1 pseudogene is annotated in these 458 nt (G+C 63.8%); it reads left to right on the forward strand.

Annotation, left to right across the window (positions count from 1 at the left end):
* Nucleotides 1-77 precede the first annotated feature (77 nt).
* Nucleotides 78-458: pseudogene (locus tag EOA27_RS39870) on the forward strand (NAD(P)-dependent oxidoreductase); the annotation flags it as partial.

The raw sequence follows: 458 nt of genomic DNA on the forward strand, positions 1-458 counted from the left end.
GCCAATCTCCCCCCAAGTGGGGGAGATGTCCGGCAGGACAGAGGGGGGCGCCGTAGAACGCGGCTTGCCAAAAGACGGAGACACAAATGGAAACCATCGGCTTCATCGGCCTCGGCATCATGGGCGCGCCGATAGCGGGGCATCTCCTCGACGCCGGCCATACGGTCGTTGCCAGCGACCACCGCTCCAAGCCGCCGGCTGATCTCGTCGCCAAGGGGCTGAAGTCAGTCACCGGCCACAATGCGGTGGCCAAGGTCGCCGACATCATCATCACCATGGTGCCAGACACCCCGCAGGTCGCAGATGTTCTCTTCGGCGAGAGCGGCGTCGCCGCTGGCTTGTCTAAGGGCAAGCTCGTCATCGACATGAGCTCGATCTCGCCCATCGCCACCAAGGAATTCGCCAGGAAGATCAACGATCTCGGCTGCGATTATCTCGACGCGCCGGTGTCGGGCGGC

It is taken from the genome of Mesorhizobium sp. M2A.F.Ca.ET.037.01.1.1, from assembly GCF_003998075.1.
Taxonomy (GTDB): Bacteria; Pseudomonadota; Alphaproteobacteria; order Rhizobiales; family Rhizobiaceae; genus Mesorhizobium.